Raw genomic sequence first — 14,110 nt, 5'->3', positions numbered from 1 at the left:
CCACGGGTGCGGCCCGTTCGGTCTGGACCCGCCGGGGCGGGGTAAACGGCGTAGGGAGAGCGTGCGGGAACGCCGTGCCGCATGCCGTACGCCACGACCGTGAACGGAGGGCCGACATGCCGGGCATCATCAACCGGATCAAGCAGTACGCGAGCAGCCCGCAGGGGCGCCGGACGATCGCACAGGCGCGCCGGGCGGCGTCCGACCCGAGGAAGCGCAGCCAGGCCAAGCAGCTGCTGGGGCGGCTGCGCGGCCGACGGCACTGAGAGCGGGGGCGGGACGCCGGGCCGGCGTCCCGCCCCGGTTCGTCCGCCCGGGTACGCCGGATCGCCGTCCGGCGGTCAATTGCCTTGAGGCGGCCCGGCGCGGTGTGCGACGGTGCGCCCATGCCGAACGACCACCACCGCGCGCCCCTCCCCACGTCCGTCGAGGAGGCCGTCGTCGCCGAGCACTCCGGCGGCGCGCGGCTGCGCTACCTCTACTTCTGGGGTCACCGGCCGACACCCGGCTCCGCCGCCGGCCCCGGCTGTCTCAGCCAGTGGTGGCCCGTCGAGTTCGCCGAGGACGGCCACACCTACCGCTCCGCGGAGCACTACATGATGGCCCACAAGGCGTGGCTCTTCGACGACCCGGGCTCCGCCGCGAGGATCCTCGCCGCCGGACATCCCGCGGAGGCCAAGTCGCTGGGCCGCCGGATCACCGGTTTCGACGAACGGACCTGGCGCGAGCACCGCTACGGCATCGTCGTACGGGGCAGCGTCGCGAAGTTCGGTCAGCACGAAGCCCTGCGCGCGTACCTCCTGGGAACGCGCGAGCGCGTCCTGGTGGAGGCCAGCCCGCTCGACCGCGTCTGGGGCATCGGCCTCGCGGCCGACGACGCCCGCGCCGCTTCACCCACCACGTGGCGGGGGCTCAACCTCCTCGGCTTCGCACTCATGGACGCCCGGGAGACCCTGGCCGGGGCGGCGGCGTGACCCAGGGGCGACGGACTCGCCTCGCCCCGGGAGCGGCCTGACCCCAGAGGCCCCGGGAGGGGCCTGCCCCAGGGGCCCGGAGAGCCGCCTGGCCCCCAGGGTCCCCGCCTCAGACCAGTCGGCGGGCCGTCGCCCAGCGGGTCAGTTCGTGGCGGTTGGAGAGCTGGAGCTTCCTGAGCACCGCCGAGACGTGCGACTCGACCGTCTTCACCGAGATGAAGAGCTGCTTCGCGATCTCCTTGTACGCGTAACCCCGCGCGATCAGCCGCAGCACCTCCCGCTCCCGCTGCGTGAGCCGGTCCAGGTCCTCGTCGACCGGCGGCGCGTCCGTCGACGCGAAGGCGTCCAGGACGAAGCCGGCGAGCCGGGGCGAGAAGACCGCGTCGCCGTCCTGCACCCGGAAGACCGAGTCGACCAGGTCCGTGCCCGTGATCGTCTTCGTGACGTACCCGCGCGCGCCGCCCCGGATCACGCCGATCACGTCCTCCGCAGCGTCGGACACGGACAGCGCCAGGAACCGCACCGGGTTCTCCACCGCCCCCATCAGCGGCGCGCACCGGCGCAGGACCTCTACGCCGCCGCCGCCCGGCAGGTGCACGTCCAGCAGGACCACCTCGGGGCGGGTCGCGGTGATGACCGTGACCGCCTGGTCGACGTCGGCGGCCTCACCGACCACCTCCACGCCGGTCGTCTCGGTCTGTCCGATCTCCGCCTGCACTCCCGTACGGAACATCCGGTGGTCGTCCACCAGCACCACCCGTACCCGCCGGTCCCGCGTTGCCTCGGTCTCGGTCATGCGTCCGCCGCCCTCTCCATCTCAAGCTCCACCACCGTGCCCCCGTCGGGCGCGGAACGCAGCCTCGCCGTGCCGCCGTTGCGCTGCATACGGCCGATGATCGATTCTCGTACGCCCATACGGTCGCCCGGAACCGCGTCCGGATCGAACCCCGGCCCCCGGTCCCGTACGGAGACGAAGACCGTCCGGCCCTCGACCTCCGCGTAGACCTGCACCGCCCCGCCCTCGCCACCGTACTTGGCGGCGTTCACCATCGCCTCGCGTGCGGCCTGCATCTGTGCGACGAGTTTGTCGTCGAGCGGGCAGTCGCCGACGACGACGACCTCCAGCGGTACGCCGTGCTTGTCCTCGACCTCCGCCGCCGCCCGCTTGACCGCTTCGGCCAGGGTGTCGGGCTCCTCCGACTCGTCCTTGCCGTTGCCCTCCGGTTTGTAGAGCCAGTTGCGCAGTTCCCGCTCCTGGGCGCGGGCGAGGCGCCGTACCTCTCCCGGGTCCTCCGCGTTGCGCTGGATCAGCGTCAGGGTGTGCAGCACCGAGTCGTGCACGTGGGCCGCGACCTCGGCGCGCTCCTGCGCGCGGATGCGCATCAGGCGTTCCTCGGAGAGGTCCTGGGTCATCCGGACCAGCCACGGGCCCGCGAGGAGCGCTATGCCGGTGACGACCGCGAGCGCCGCCGTCAGGACGTTGCCGAGCTGGGCCGCGGATCCCCGTACCACCAGGAACGCCGTGAGCCCCATGCCGACCAGCGCCACGCCCGCCATGCCGCGCGCGAGTTGCAGCATCCGGCGGCGGCTGCCGGTCTCCGTCCAGTGGGCGCGCCGCGCGTTGTCGGCCTGGCGCCACACGAGGACGACGCCGAGGCCGATCAGCAGGGCGGGCCAGACGTACCGCCCGGCCTGGCCGCCGAACTCGACGTGGGTGACGAAGGTGCCGGCGCCGATGAGCAGCGCGAAGAGCGCGAAGACCTGGCCCTTGTCGGGCTTGCGGAGCCGCCGGCGGCCGTCGGGCGTGGTCTCGAACGCCGAGCGCGGCGCGTCGACGCCGCCGACGCCGAGCGGCACCACGAACCAGAAGGCGGCGTACAGCAGCGCGCCGAGGCCGTCCGAGAGGAAGAGCGCGAGGAACACGATCCGCACCCAGACGACCGGCAGGCCGAGATGCCCCGCGAGTCCGCGCGCGACGCCTCCGAGCATGCGCCCCTCGGCGCTGCGGTAGAGCTTGCGCGGCTGCGGCTCCTCCGGTTCGGGGGCGCGGGAGTTCGCGGCTCGGCGGGGGGTGGCGACTGGCATGCCCCGATCGTCACACGTACGGGCGGGGGCGGGCATCAGGGTCGGTCCCCCAGATCCCCCTGACCGCCGCGGCCTCCCGCGGACCGGGCGGACGGCCCGTCCCAGGCCCCGCCGCCCGTCTCAGGCCTCGGGGTCGAAATCAGGGATGGTCCAGGGTCGGGGCGGGTGCCGCGGCGCCGGGCCGCCCCTCACCATGGACGTATGACACAGCCGTACGACGCTGCCGCCCCGCCGGGCGCCTCGGACGACCCGACGGAGCACCCGGCGCCGCAGCCGCCGCTGCGCCGCAGCAGGCGCCAGAAGCTGGTGGGCGGCGTCTGCGGCGGGCTCGGCCGGCACTACGACCTCGACCCGGTGATCTTCCGGATCGGTCTCGGCGTACTGGCCGTCACCGGCGGCCTCGGCCTGATCTTCTACGGCTTCGCGTGGCTCTTCGTCCCGCTCGACGGCGAGGACGAGAACGAGGCCCGCCGGCTGCTGACGGGCCGCGTCGACGGCGCCACCCTGATCGCCGTCCTCTTCGCCCTCGTCGGCTGCGGGCTCTTCCTCTCCATGCTGAACAACGGCACCGTCCTCGGCTTCGCGGTGCTGCTCTCGGTCGCGCTCACCGGCGCCACCTACTGGTCCCAGCGCCGCAGCCTCACCGACCCCGAGACGGGCCCGGCCGACCCGGTGACCGCGCAGGCGGCCGCCGTCGCGCCGCCCGAGACGCAGGCGCCTCCCGTGCCGGGCGCCCCCTCCTGGTGGCGCGACCCCATCGTCAAGGACGGCACGACGGGGCCGGTCGGCACCGGCTACCTGTGGGGACCCGAGAGCGCGGTCGCGGACGAGCCGCCGGGCCGGCTCGGGGGCCCGGCGCCCGCCCCCGGCCCGCGCCCGCCGCAGCCGCGCGATCCGGCGTCGCGCGGTCCGCGCGGCATCGGCGGGCGCGTGTTCACGCTGGCGGTGCTCGCCGGCGGGCTCGGCACCGGCCTGTCGTGGGACGCCCAGCCGCTCGGCACGAGCCTCCAGCTCGGCCTGTCCTGCGCGCTCGCCGTCTTCGGGCTCGGCATCGTGATCAGCGCGTTCCTGGGGCGTACCGGCGTCGGCACGATTCTGCTCGCCGTGATCACGGCGCTGCTGCTGACCGGCGCCTCCGCGCTGCCGAAGCAGATCTCCACGGACTGGATGCGTACGACCTGGCAGCCCGCCTCGGCCTCCGACGTGCGGCCCCGGTACGAGCTCGGCTCCGGCGTGGGCACCCTCGACCTCGGCGGTGTGGGGATCCCGGCGAACGGGTCGGTGGCGACGCGGGTGGAGGTCGGGGCCGGGAAGCTCAGGGTCGTCGTACCGAAGGACGTGACGGTGGATCTGCGCATGAACGTGGGATTCGGCGACGTGCAGTTGCCCGGGGAGCGGCGGCAGGACTTCGACATCCGGGCGGACCACTTCCGCGCCGAGACGCTGGAGCCGACGCCCCCGACGCCCCCGACGCCCCCGACGCCGCCAAAGCCGCCGACGCCGCCCGAGCCCGGGAAGCCCGCCAAGCCCGCCAAGCCCGCGGGCACTCTGCGGCTGGACCTCGAAGTCGGCGTCGGACAGGTGGAGGTGACCCGTGCGGCGAAGTGACACGCCGAGCCGTGGGAGCGACCGCGGCACACGCCCCCCGCGCTTCCGGCACGAGTTCCGGCCCGGCAGGCTGATCAGCGGCCTCACCGTGCTGGGCACGGCGGGCGCGTACCTCGGGGACGCGGCGGGCGCCTGGCGGGTTCCGTCCTACCTGGCGCTCCCGGTGGTCTTCGCCGGGCTGCTGCTCGCCGGGGCGGCCAGCTGGGTCGCCTACAGCGTGCGCCGGCGGCGCGCCGCGAGAGCGGCGTCCACGGAGAGGTACGCGGCGCCCGCGAGCACCAGCGGCAGCCAGGCCATGAGGTAGACCAGGTCGTTCCCGTAGTAGTACGGGTCGGACGCCCAGCTCACCGTCAGCCACAGGCTCAGCGAGATCAGTGCCCCGCCGAGCGCGGCGAGGCGGGCCAGGAGTCCGAGGAGCGTGCCGATCCCGACGGCGAGTTCGCCGATCCCGATGCCGTAGCCGAAGCCCACCGGGTTCTTGAGCGCGAGATCGACGAGGGCGGGGATCGCCGCGGTGTCGCGCACGCCGCGCATCATCTCGCCGATCGACCCGGGGCCGCTCGCCGACATGAACTGACTGTCCGTCAGTTTGTCGAGACCGGCGTAGACGAAGGTGACGCCGAGGAAGATCCGCAGAGGCAGGAGCGCGTAGCGGCGCGCCGTCGCCCGCGGGCCGCCCCCCGCATACGGCCCGTCGCCGGGGCCCGCACCCGTTCCCCTGCCCGTCATTCCGTTGCCGCCGGCCCGATGCCCGTGACTCATCGCCTGGTCCCGCCTCTCCGAAGCGTCAGCGCCGTACGGCGCGGGCACGATTCTCCCCGCGCCCCTCGAAAAGGGATACGTATGCAGCGGTGATCCGGCTCAAACGGCAGGTCACGAGGGCTGGTCAGTCGGTGACGTCGATCGTCACCCGGTCGGTCTCCACGCCCGCCGCCGTCACCACCCGCACGTCGACGCGCCCCGGTTCGACCTCCACCGGCACGGGCACGGTCAGCGCCGTGTCGGTCGGGTTGGCGAAGCCGCCGGGCACCGGGATCAGCGGCACGTGCACGTGCACCGTCCCGATCCGTACGACCATCCGGGCCAGCCGGTCGGGAGTCCCCGCGCCCGGCGGGACGAAGCCCGCGCCGCGGATCTCGATGTCGTCGCCGGTACGGATGGGGGCGTCCAGATCGCCCGCCTCCCTGGCCCGTACGACCGAGAGCACCACCGGACGGCCGCCCTCCGCGAACTTGGCCGCGACGTACGTCGCCGCCGACACCACGACCAGCAGCGCGAGCCCCCACGGCAGATCGGGCAGCTGCTCGGGCCGCCGGGCGAGCCGTACCGCCGCGAAGACCACCGCGACCGCGCTCACCAGGACGTACTGCACGTCGGCGAAGCTGCCCCGGCCCGCGTCGTCGGTGAGGAGGTCGGCGGCGCGGGGGCGGTCGGCCCGGACCTTCTGGAGGCGCTGGGAGAGCACGCGCACGGTCACCACATGGCGTACGACGACGGCGACGGCGCAGGTCAGGGCGAGGACGGTCAGCATGCCGAGGCCCCGGGCGAGTTCGAGTCCGGCGATGAGCGCGTCACGGTCGGCGTGGTCCGACGCGGCGGCCAGCTGGATCGCGATCACCAGCACGGCGAAGACGACGAGCAGCACCCAGCCCGCCGCGACGGCGCGCGAGGTCGACAGCCGGTTGTCCTCGCCGATGAGGGGCGCGAGGAGACCACCGCGCGCCCGGTGCGCGCGCGCCGCGCCGGTCAGCAGAGCGGCGGTGACGAGCGCGGCGACGAGGCCCGCCGTGCGGGCCGTGGTCCAGCCGGTCCCGATGGCGGTGAACGCCTCGGCGAGCATCAGCACGACGACGCCGCCCCACACCACGCACAGCGTGGAGCGCCAGACCATGGCAAGCCACGCCTCGCCCGCCTCACGGCTGCGCTCGGCGACCGCGCGGGCCGACTGGGTCAGCTCGTCCGACACCCACTGGCGCGAGGCGCCGGCGGAGTGCGCCACGGCGGCGGGCAGCCCTTCGCCCGCGGCCAGTCCGTCGCGCTTGGCGAGGAACGCGGCCACCGCGCGCCGGTGGCCCTCGCGGGCGCCGTGCGGGCAGTCGCCGCACGTACAACCGCCACTGTGCGTGCTCTGTCGTGCCTCTTGCACAGCCACGGAAGTTGCCGCCCTCTCGAACCCGCCGCAGGGAACGTCCCTCCGGCACAACGGAATTCTGCCGTACGGAGGGAGGTCCCCGCTTCACCCGTAGGGGGCTATGCGAACAGCTCCGGCTCAGTGCGGCTGATCCGGTTCCACAGCGGCTGGTGGTTGATCCACGCGACGAGGTCGCTGCCCAGCTGGTCGCGCGTGGCGACGGCGTCCTTGTGGTCGATCAGCACGGGCCGCCCCGCCGCCCGCGCGGCGAGCTGCACCTGGCAGCAGCGCTCCATCGCGAGGAACCACCAGGCCGCGGCGTCCACCGAGTCCCCGACGGTCAGGAGTCCGTGATTGCGCAGGATGACGGCCTTGTGCGGTCCGAGCGCGCCGGCGATCCACCGCCCTTCCTCCTCGTCGACGGTCACCCCGGTGTAGGCGTCGTACAGGGCGTGGTCCTCGTAGAAGGCACACGCCTCCTGGGTGATCGGGTCGAGCAGCTCGCCGAGCGCGGACAGCGCGCGGCCGTGGACGGAGTGGGTGTGGGCGACGGCCACGACATCCGGCCTGGCCCGGTGCACCTGCACGTGGACGAGGAACGCCGCCTGGTTGACGTGGCGGCGGCCCTCGACGACCTGCCCGTCGCCGTTGACGAGGACGAGGTCGCTCACGGTCATGTCGGCGAACGCGAGCCCGAAGGGGTTCACCCAGTAGCAGTCGGCGTACTCGGGGTCGCGCGCCGTGATGTGCCCTGAGACGCCCTCCTCGTACCCGTACTGCCCGAACAGCCTGAGCGCGGCGGCCAGCCGTTCCTTGCGGTACCGGCGCTCCTCGTCGGCGGTCGCGTGCGCGGGAGGCATCGCGAAGTGCAGCTGCTCGACGGGTACGGGCGCGGGTGTCTCGGACGTCATGGGGCGGAAGCTACCGTGCGGTACCGCGACTGAGAAGAGCGTTCACATGCTGTCGATGGCCGTCAGATCGATGCCGATGCCGAACGGCGCGGACAGCTCGACCCGGTCGCGGTAGGTGCCGGTGCGGACGTAGGGCTTCGTCTCGCCGGAGAGCGCGAAGACCTGGATGACGGGGTGTTCGGTCGGCCCCTCCATCTCGACCCACGGTGTAACCCTTCGGCGGCGGCATCGGCCAGCGGTGCGCAACCTCAGCGGTCATGATCCCTCCGATGGACGGGATGCTGGTCCGTGCGGTCAGCGTACCCAGCGGATACGACGACGCCGCCGCCCAAACGAATGAGCGACGGCGACGGCGTTGACCTGTGGAACGGCGGGGATTACTCCCACTCGATCGTGCCCGGCGGCTTGCTCGTCACGTCGAGCACCACGCGGTTCACGTCCGCGACCTCGTTGGTGATACGCGTCGAGATCTTCGCCAGCACGTCGTACGGCATCCGCGTCCAGTCCGCCGTCATCGCATCCTCGGACGAGACGGGGCGCAGGACGATCGGGTGGCCGTACGTCCGGCCGTCACCCTGGACCCCCACGGACCGCACGTCAGCGAGCAGCACGACGGGGCACTGCCAGATGTCACGGTCGAGACCGGCCGCCGTCAGCTCCTCGCGGGCGATCGCGTCGGCGTCGCGCAGCAGGTCGAGGCGCTCCTTGGTGACCTCGCCGACGATGCGGATGCCGAGGCCGGGGCCGGGGAACGGCTGGCGCTGGACGATCTCCTCGGGGAGGCCGAGCTCCTGGCCGACCATCCGGACCTCGTCCTTGAACAGCTGGCGCAGCGGCTCGACGAGCTCGAACTCGATGTCGTCGGGCAGGCCGCCCACGTTGTGGTGCGACTTGATGTTCGCGGTGCCGGTGCCGCCGCCGGACTCGACCACGTCCGGGTAGAGCGTGCCCTGCACGAGGAACGCGACGTCCTCGCCCTCCGCGCCGGCCTCGGCGACGATCTCCGCCTGGGCCTGCTCGAAGACGCGGATGAACTCGCGTCCGATGATCTTCCGCTTCTCCTCGGGGTCGGAGACCCCGGCGAGCGCGTTCAGGAAGCGCTCCTGGGCGTCGACGACCTTCAGCTGGACGCCGGTGGCCGCGACGAAGTCCTTCTCGACCTGCTCGGTCTCGCCCTTGCGCATCAGACCGTGGTCGACGTACACGCAGGTCAGCTGGTCGCCGATGGCCTTCTGCACGAGCGCGGCGGCGACCGCGGAGTCCACGCCGCCGGACAGGCCGCAGATGGCGCGCTTGGTGCCGACCTGCGCGCGGATCGCGGCGATCTGCTCCTCGACGACGTTGTGCGTGGTCCACTCGGGCTCGATGCCGGCGCCCCGGTAGAGGAAGTGCTCCAGGACCTGCTGGCCGTGCGTGGAGTGCATCACCTCGGGGTGGTACTGCACGCCGTACAGCTTCTTCTCGTCGTTCTCGAAGGCGGCGACCGGCACGACGTCCGTGGACGCGGTGACCGTGAAGCCCTCGGGCGCGGCGGAGCAGGCGTCGCCGTGCGACATCCACACCGACTGCTCGGTGGGGGTGCCCTCGAAGAGCGTGGAGCCGGCCTTGGAGACGGCGAGCGGAGTACGTCCGTACTCACGAGCGCCGTTGTCGTCGACCGCGCCGCCGAGCGTCGTGGCCATCAGCTGGAAGCCGTAGCACATACCGAAGACGGGTACTCCGGCCTCGAAGATCTCGCGGTCGAGCGTCGGGGCGCCCTCGGCGTACACGGACGACGGGCCGCCGGAGAGGATGATCGCCTTGGGGTTCTTGGCCAGCATCTCCGCCACCGGCATGGTGCTGGGGACGATCTCGCTGTAGACGCGGGCCTCACGGACACGGCGGGCGATGAGCTGGGCGTACTGCGCGCCGAAGTCGACAACGAGGACGGCGTCGGGGGCGGCGGGGGGCACTGCTGGCACGGGGCGGCCTTCCGGCGGTGAAGGGTGTCGGGACTGTCAATTCTAACGGGGACGGGAGATTCCCCTTGTCTCACCATACGAACCCGCCTTTGGCCGGAGACGGGCCGCCGGGCCATACTGGGCCCATGCACGAGCAGCTGAGCTTCCTCTTTACCTATGGCACCCGGTCCGACCGGTGCCATGGTCGAGCTGCTTGAGCTACTGACAAGCGACCTCACAGGCGCCCCGGGCCGAACAGGCCCGGGGCGTTCTGTCGTTTCCGGGCCCGGCCGCCCCGGGGAGCCGTACCCCTTCAGCCAGGAGATACGGACATGAGCACCGCCACCGCCACCGCCATCGAGAAGACCGGCGCCCGCACCGACGAGGCCGCGGACCTGATCGGCGACGCCCGGGAGCGCATCGACTCGCTCGACGACAGGATCATCGGCCTGATCCAGGAACGGGTGGCCGTCTCGGCCGTCATCCAGGAGGCCCGCATCACCTCCGGCGGGCGACGGGTGAACCTGTCGCGCGAGATGGAGGTCCTGGCTCACTACAGGGACGCCCTGGGCAAGCCCGGCACGGCGCTCGCGATGACGATGCTGGAGCTGTGCCGCGGCCGCATCTGACTCCCCGTCCGGGGGCGTATGCGAGTTCGGGCGCGTCCTCACCCGTTCGGCGCGTGACCGGGCGCGGTGCGGGTTCGTTGGTACCGGTGTCCGCGCCAGCCAGGGGCGGACACGCAGGTAGCACACCACGCGTGGCTCCGCCGGGGCGTGCGGCGTACTTCTCGTACGTCGTGGGACCTCGTCCCGGCGTGCGTGACCGGTCGGCAGGGGACAGCAGCCCGGTCACTCGATGCGGCCGGTTCCGGGGACGCCCGGAACCGGCCGGCCGTGTCCCGACGGTCCCCGGCCGGCCCGGTGACGCCGTCGAAACCGCCGCGCGGGTCGCCGCCTCTCCCCCACGATGCGAACACGGCCCCCGCCTCCCGACGACCGCCTCCTGGTCGGCACCCCGCGGGCGCGCTTTGCCGCGGGCGCGCACCCCAGTCGGCGGCGCACCCCCGGCGCCCCCCCGCGGCACCGGCGCTGCTCCGGCGCTTGCTCGGTGCTGACGGCCTGGAGCCCCGCGGATCCCCCCGTCCGCGGGGTTCCTCGCGTGGCGGGGAAGGACTCGCGCCGCCCGCCCGGCGCTTGTGTGACGCACGACACATAAGAAACGCGTGAGGTTCCGCGCAACCCTTTACGCCGGTCACAGGTCATCCATGCGAACCAACGGCCACCTGTGCATCCCCAAGCCCCGGCGGCTCTCACATCTCGTACCGCTCCCCTGCGGTACGCCAGACTTTCTGAGGTCTACATGAAGCTTCGCCGCGCCATGGCCATTGCGGCCGCGACGGCCGTCATAGCTCCCGCCGCGTTCCTGGCCGCGCCGGCAGCGCACGCCGACGGTGACCCCACCTCCACCACGCAGACCGACCCGGGTCAGGCGACCGACCCTGGCGCGGAGCCGGAGACGGACCCGGCCACGGACCCGGCCACCGACCCCGAGACGGACCCCGCCACCGACCCCGCCACGGACCCGGCGACGGACCCGGCCACGGACCCGGCCACCGACCCCGAGACGGACCCCGCCACCGACCCCGCCACGGACCCGGCCACGGACCCGGCCACCGACCCCGAGACGGACCCCGCCACCGACCCGGCCACGGACCCGGCCACGGACCCGGCGACGGACCCGGCCACGGACCCGGCCACCGACCCCGAGACGGACCCGGAGACGGACCCGTCGGACGAGGACCCGGAGACGGACCCCGAGACGGACCCGGAGGACGAGGACCCGACGGACCCCGACGACGGTGAAGAGCCGCCCATCTGCGAGTCCTCCGACCTGGAGCTCGCGGTCAAGGGCCTGCCGGGCAAGATCGCCGCGGGCAGCGGCTGGCGCGAGTTCAGCCTGAACGTCTACAACTCGTCCGAGACGACCGTCTCCCAGGTCGACTACTTCGCGGGCGCGTCCTTCGACAAGGACGGTTCGGAGCTCCTCAAGTCGCGACACGTCACGCTGCAGGCGTTCAACGAGGAGACCAAGAACTGGGAAGACCTCGTCGACCCCGACGGCAACGTCGTCGGCTACGTCGGCCAGTCCGACGAGATCAAGCCGGGCTACGAGGTCGACATCCCGATGCGCATCAACGTGAAGGCCGACGCGCCCGCCGGCGCCGCCTTCACCCTCGGCGCCGGTCTCTACATCGGTGACGAGGACTGCTTCGGCTTCGCCGACATCGCGTACCGGTTCGAGATCGTCAAGGCCGGCACGCCGACCGAAGGCACCAAGCCGCAGGAGGGTGGCAAGGCCCCGGTCCCGAGTGAGAAGCCGGCCGACAACAAGGCCCCGGCCGTGACCGGCGCCCTCGCCGAGACCGGTTCCTCGTCCCAGATGCCGATGTTCGCCCTCGCGGGTGGCGCGGCCGTGGCGCTCGGCGCCGGTGCGATGTTCGTCGTACGCCGCCGCAAGGCCGGTTCCGAGGCCTGATCCCGGAACGCGCATGACCCGGTGACACACCGGTAGAGCCGGCAGAAGGCGCTGCACTCGGAGGGGGGTGCAGCGCCTTCTGCCTGTCCGCTCACCTCTTCGGCGGGACCGCCGGAATGCCGAGGAACGGCAGCTTCAGCGCGCCGAACGCCTCCTTCGGCACCGCCGGCGCCTTCGGCTCGATCGCCGAGAGGCGCTCGTACGCCGCGTCCTGCGCCGGGCGCACGTCCGGCTCGCCCTTGTTGGGCCAGTACGACATGGCGCGCTCCGCCTGCGCGGTGATCGTCAGCGACGGGTTGACACCCAGGTTGGCGGAGACCGCCGAGCCGTCGACGACCGAGATCCCGGGGTGCCCGTACAGGCGGTGGTACGGGTCGATGACGCCCTGTTCCGGTGTGGCCCCGATCGGGCAGCCGCCCAGGAAGTGCGCCGTCAGGGGCGTGCCCATGAGCTCGCCGACGTTGCTGCCTGCGAAGCCGTTGATCTCCTCGGCGAGCAGCGTCGCGGCGCGCGCCGCCTCGGGTATCTGCTTCGGGTTGGGCGCGCCGTGGCCCTGACGGGCGGTGAGCAGGCCCTTTCCGATGCCGCCCGGTTTGCGGTACGTCGTCAGGGAGTTGTCCAGCGACTGCATGACCAGGCCGATGATGGTCTTCTCCGACCAGCGGTAGTTGGAGAGCGACCGCACGGTGAGCACGGGGTGCCGGACGACGTTGCCGAGCCAGCCCAGCGCGCGGGGGAACTTGTCGGCGTACGGCACCTGGAGGATGGACATCGCGCCCATCGCGTTGGATCCCCGGCCGTAGCGGACCGGTTCGATGTGGGTGTTCTCGTCGGGGTGGATCGAGGACGTGATGGCGACGCCCCGCGTGAAGTCGGCCTTCGGCGCGCCGTGCTTCCTGCGGTAGCGGCGGTCGGTGGTCTGCGAGCCGACGAGGGCCTCGGAGTTGGTGCGGGTCAGTTCGCCGAGCCTCGCGGACAGGCGGGGCAGGTCGCCGCGGTCCTTCATGGTGTGCAGGAGCGTCTGTGTGCCGTAGGTGCCGGCGGCGACGACGACCTGGCGGGCGCGCAGCGTGCGGGGCGCGGCCTTGCGGCGGGCGTCGGTGGGGACGGTGGCGACGCGGTAGCCGCCGTCGGGGTGCTCGGTGAGGCCGACGACGGAGGTCATGGGGTGGACGACGGCGCCGGCCTTCTCCGCCAGGTAGAGGTAGTTCTCGTTGAGGGTGTTCTTCGCGCCGTGCCGGCAGCCGGTCATGCACTCGCCGCATTCGCTGCACGCCCGGCGGGACGGTCCGGCCCCGCCGAAGTAGGGGTCGGGGACTTCCGCTCCGGGGGCGGCCGTTGCTGTGCCGTCGGCGTCCTCGCCGTCGCCGAAGAAGACGCCGACCGGCGCCATGTGGAAGCTCCTCCCCACTCCCATGGCCTCGGCGGTCGCCTTCAGGTGCACGTCGGACGGTGTCATGGTCGGGTTCAGGCGCACCCCGAGCATGCGCCTGGCCTGGTCGTAGTACGGCGCGAGTTCGTCCTGCCAGTCCGTGATGTCCGCCCACTGCCGGTCCTGGAAGAAGGCGGCGGGCGGTACGTACAGCGTGTTGGCGTAGTTGAGGGAGCCGCCTCCCACTCCCGCCCCGGCCAGGACCATGACGTTCCCGAGCAGGTGTACGCGCTGGATGCCGAAGAGGCCGAGCGCGGGCGCCCACAGGTAGTTCTTGATGTCCCAGGAGGTCTTGGGCAGGGTCTCGCGGGTGAAGCGGCGGCCCGCTTCGAGGACGCCGACCCGGTAGCCCTTCTCCGTCAGGCGCAGTGCGGACACGGACCCGCCGAAGCCGGACCCGACCACGATGACGTCGTAGTCGTACGCGGAATCGTCCTCAGCCTCCTGGCTGCGGACAGAGCTCTCCTGTGACATGGGCGCTCCTCGTCGGA

The 14,110-nt window shown here is 72.7% G+C and carries 13 protein-coding genes; 5 read left to right on the top strand and 8 right to left on the bottom strand.

The genetic code is table 11. The features are described from left to right. Positions 1–116: 116 nt before the first annotated feature. Both AC07FK_RS13610 and AC07FK_RS13605 read left to right on the top strand, forming a co-directional pair. A complete protein-coding gene (locus AC07FK_RS13610; protein ID WP_167368021.1) occupies positions 117–266 on the top strand; it encodes a hypothetical protein in 150 nt (49 codons plus the stop codon). A 120-nt stretch (positions 267–386) separates the two neighbouring features. Further along, positions 387–974, top strand: coding sequence for an NADAR family protein (locus AC07FK_RS13605; RefSeq protein WP_479105048.1), 588 nt, complete (start codon positions 387–389; stop codon positions 972–974). 109 nt (positions 975–1,083) lie between these two features. On the opposite strand, the gene AC07FK_RS13600 is transcribed toward AC07FK_RS13605, so the two are convergent. Next, positions 1,084–1,770, bottom strand: a complete 687-nt coding sequence (locus AC07FK_RS13600) for a LuxR C-terminal-related transcriptional regulator (protein WP_479105047.1) — start codon at positions 1,768–1,770, stop codon at positions 1,084–1,086. Further along, positions 1,767–3,059: a PspC domain-containing protein gene (locus AC07FK_RS13595; RefSeq protein ID WP_479105046.1), complete on the bottom strand. Its 1,293-nt coding sequence runs from the start codon at positions 3,057–3,059 to the stop codon at positions 1,767–1,769. The genes AC07FK_RS13600 and AC07FK_RS13595 overlap by 4 nt, the downstream gene beginning before the upstream one ends. Positions 3,060–3,260: 201 nt before the next feature. Here AC07FK_RS13595 and AC07FK_RS13590 point away from each other — a divergent pair, with 201 nt between their 5' ends. Next, complete coding sequence (locus AC07FK_RS13590) at positions 3,261–4,667, top strand: PspC domain-containing protein (RefSeq protein WP_479105045.1); 1,407 nt, start codon at positions 3,261–3,263, stop codon at positions 4,665–4,667. A gap of 210 nt (positions 4,668–4,877) precedes the next feature. Here AC07FK_RS13590 and AC07FK_RS13585 read toward each other — a convergent pair whose 3' ends face one another. From AC07FK_RS13585 to guaA, 5 genes are all read right to left on the bottom strand, one after another. Then, positions 4,878–5,429, bottom strand: coding sequence for a DoxX family membrane protein (locus AC07FK_RS13585; RefSeq protein WP_479105044.1), 552 nt, complete (start codon positions 5,427–5,429; stop codon positions 4,878–4,880). A 124-nt stretch (positions 5,430–5,553) separates the two neighbouring features. Next, entirely contained in the window at positions 5,554–6,819 is a 1,266-nt protein-coding gene (locus AC07FK_RS13580; protein ID WP_479105043.1) for a hypothetical protein, read from the bottom strand. A 98-nt stretch (positions 6,820–6,917) separates the two neighbouring features. Beyond that, positions 6,918–7,709, bottom strand: a complete 792-nt coding sequence (locus tag AC07FK_RS13575) for a class II aldolase/adducin family protein (RefSeq protein ID WP_479105042.1) — start codon at positions 7,707–7,709, stop codon at positions 6,918–6,920. A 42-nt stretch (positions 7,710–7,751) separates the two neighbouring features. Then, positions 7,752–7,904: a hypothetical protein gene (locus AC07FK_RS13570; protein WP_479105041.1), complete on the bottom strand. Its 153-nt coding sequence runs from the start codon at positions 7,902–7,904 to the stop codon at positions 7,752–7,754. A 182-nt stretch (positions 7,905–8,086) separates the two neighbouring features. Continuing rightward, a complete protein-coding gene (gene guaA / locus AC07FK_RS13565) occupies positions 8,087–9,670 on the bottom strand; it encodes a glutamine-hydrolyzing GMP synthase (RefSeq protein WP_479105040.1) in 1,584 nt (527 codons plus the stop codon). Between the two features lie 311 nt (positions 9,671–9,981). On the opposite strand from guaA, the gene AC07FK_RS13560 reads away from it, so the two are divergent. Further along, positions 9,982–10,278: a chorismate mutase gene (locus tag AC07FK_RS13560; RefSeq protein WP_479105039.1), complete on the top strand. Its 297-nt coding sequence runs from the start codon at positions 9,982–9,984 to the stop codon at positions 10,276–10,278. 733 nt (positions 10,279–11,011) lie between these two features. Beyond that, positions 11,012–12,187, top strand: a complete 1,176-nt coding sequence (locus AC07FK_RS13555) for an LAETG motif-containing sortase-dependent surface protein (RefSeq protein WP_479105038.1) — start codon at positions 11,012–11,014, stop codon at positions 12,185–12,187. Positions 12,188–12,278: 91 nt separating this feature from the next. On the opposite strand, the gene AC07FK_RS13550 is transcribed toward AC07FK_RS13555, so the two are convergent. Beyond that, on the bottom strand, positions 12,279–14,093 hold the full coding sequence (locus tag AC07FK_RS13550) for a GMC oxidoreductase (RefSeq protein ID WP_479105037.1): 1,815 nt from the start codon (positions 14,091–14,093) through the stop codon (positions 12,279–12,281). Positions 14,094–14,110: the final 17 nt, after the last annotated feature.

It is taken from the genome of Streptomyces sp. NPDC046122 (genome assembly GCF_056429965.1).
The sequence above is the reverse complement of the archived record's forward strand: the minus strand, read 5'-3'. Positions and strand labels throughout refer to the sequence as shown.

Excerpts from the sequence above, each read along its gene's own strand:
- AC07FK_RS13600 (WP_479105047.1), bottom strand. The coding sequence starts at position 1,770 with ATGACCGAGACCGAGGCAACGCGGGACCGGCGGGTACGGGTGGTGCTG.
- AC07FK_RS13590 (WP_479105045.1), top strand. The coding sequence starts at position 3,261 with ATGACACAGCCGTACGACGCTGCCGCCCCGCCGGGCGCCTCGGACGAC.
- AC07FK_RS13560 (WP_479105039.1), top strand. The coding sequence starts at position 9,982 with ATGAGCACCGCCACCGCCACCGCCATCGAGAAGACCGGCGCCCGCACC.
- AC07FK_RS13610 (WP_167368021.1), top strand. The coding sequence starts at position 117 with ATGCCGGGCATCATCAACCGGATCAAGCAGTACGCGAGCAGCCCGCAG.
- AC07FK_RS13555 (WP_479105038.1), top strand. The coding sequence starts at position 11,012 with ATGAAGCTTCGCCGCGCCATGGCCATTGCGGCCGCGACGGCCGTCATA.
- AC07FK_RS13595 (WP_479105046.1), bottom strand. The coding sequence starts at position 3,059 with ATGCCAGTCGCCACCCCCCGCCGAGCCGCGAACTCCCGCGCCCCCGAA.
- AC07FK_RS13605 (WP_479105048.1), top strand. The coding sequence starts at position 387 with ATGCCGAACGACCACCACCGCGCGCCCCTCCCCACGTCCGTCGAGGAG.
- AC07FK_RS13585 (WP_479105044.1), bottom strand. The coding sequence starts at position 5,429 with ATGAGTCACGGGCATCGGGCCGGCGGCAACGGAATGACGGGCAGGGGA.
- AC07FK_RS13570 (WP_479105041.1), bottom strand. The coding sequence starts at position 7,904 with ATGGAGGGGCCGACCGAACACCCCGTCATCCAGGTCTTCGCGCTCTCC.
- AC07FK_RS13575 (WP_479105042.1), bottom strand. The coding sequence starts at position 7,709 with ATGACGTCCGAGACACCCGCGCCCGTACCCGTCGAGCAGCTGCACTTC.
- AC07FK_RS13550 (WP_479105037.1), bottom strand. The coding sequence starts at position 14,093 with ATGTCACAGGAGAGCTCTGTCCGCAGCCAGGAGGCTGAGGACGATTCC.